The sequence below is a fragment of the Bradyrhizobium sp. PRIMUS42 genome, from assembly GCF_023006515.1.
Classification (GTDB): Bacteria; Pseudomonadota; Alphaproteobacteria; order Rhizobiales; family Xanthobacteraceae; genus Bradyrhizobium.
This window is the reverse complement of record NZ_JALBGZ010001157.1, coordinates 1-1,277: the sequence shown is the minus strand read 5'-3', so window position 1 is coordinate 1,277 and position 1,277 is coordinate 1. Positions and strand designations below refer to the sequence as shown.

Below are 1,277 nucleotides of genomic sequence, written 5' to 3'. Positions count from 1 at the left end.
CGTTGGCCTTGCTGCCGTCGAGATCGGCAAGATGCTGGGTGCGACCGTGATCGCGACCGCTTCCAGGGACGAGAAGCTCGCTATCGCCCAGGCCCGCGGCGCCGATCACCTCGTCCGCTACGACCGCGAGCCGTTTCGCGATGCGGTCAAGCGCATCACCGATGGTCGCGGCGCCGACGTCGTGTTCGATCCCGTCGGCGGCCAGGTCTTCGAGGACTCGATGCGCTGCATCGCCTGGGGCGCGCGGCTGCTGGTGATCGGCTTCACCGGCGGCATCGGCTCGGCGAAAACCAATCTCCTGCTGATCAAGGGCGCCAGCGTTCTCGGCGTGCGGGCGGGTGAAGCGGTGCGGAAGAATCCGGCGCTCGGCGAGGTGCGTCTGAAGGCGCTGCTGCAATGGGCGGAGGAGGGCAAGCTGCGCCCGAACGTCTCGCACCGCCTGCCGCTGGCGGATTATGCAAAGGCGATGCGGCTCTTGATCGACCGCAAGGCGATTGGGCGCGTGGCGCTGGTGATGGAGTGAAGGTGCCGTAGGGTGGGCAAAGGCGCGCAAGCGCCGTGCCCACCATGTCTCTTGATCGCGAAAATTGCGTGGGCAGGCTTCGCTTTGCCTACCCTACGAGAGCGTCATTTGTACTCCCGCTCCGTCCACCACGGGAAATAGTCCGGCATATCGGTGGACACCTTGTTCTTGAACTGCGCCGGACGCTTCTCCAGGAACGACACCACGCCTTCCTTCACGTCGTCGGAGCGGCCACGGGCGTAGATGCCGCGGCTGTCGACCTTGTGGGCTTCCATGGGATCGTCGGCGCCCATCATGCGCCACATCATCTGGCGGATCAGCGCCACGGACACCGGCGCGGTCTTGGCGGCAAATTCCTTGGCGAGCGCGCGGGCGGTTGGCAGCAGATCGTCAGGGGCTACGACCTTGCTGACGAGACGCCCCGCAAGCGCCTCCTGCGCCGGGAAGACGCGGCCCGAATAGCACCATTCCAGCGCTTGCGAGATGCCGACGATGCGCGGCAGGAACCAGCTCGACGCCGCCTCCGGCACGATGCCGCGCTGGGAGAAGACGAAGCCGAACCGCGCCGCGTCCGACGCAATGCGGATGTCCATCGCAAGCTGCATGGTGACGCCGATGCCGACCGCGGGACCGTTCACCGCGGCGATCACGGGCTTGAGGCATTTGAAGATGCGCAGGGTCACCTGGCCGCCGCCATCGCGCACCTGCGGATCGCCGTAGTCGACCTTGCCGTCGGCGAACCGCTTCACGGGAC

2 protein-coding genes are annotated in these 1,277 nt (G+C 66.7%); one reads left to right on the top strand and one right to left on the bottom strand.

The window, feature by feature from the left end; genetic code table 11:
• On the top strand, window positions 1–523 hold a 523-nt coding region (locus tag MOV75_RS38575), incomplete at its 5' end, for a zinc-binding dehydrogenase (protein WP_247008072.1).
• Window positions 524–627: 104 nt separating this feature from the next.
• On the opposite strand, the gene MOV75_RS38570 is transcribed toward MOV75_RS38575, so the two are convergent.
• On the bottom strand, window positions 628–1,277 hold a 650-nt coding region (locus MOV75_RS38570), incomplete at its 5' end, for a crotonase/enoyl-CoA hydratase family protein (RefSeq protein WP_247008071.1).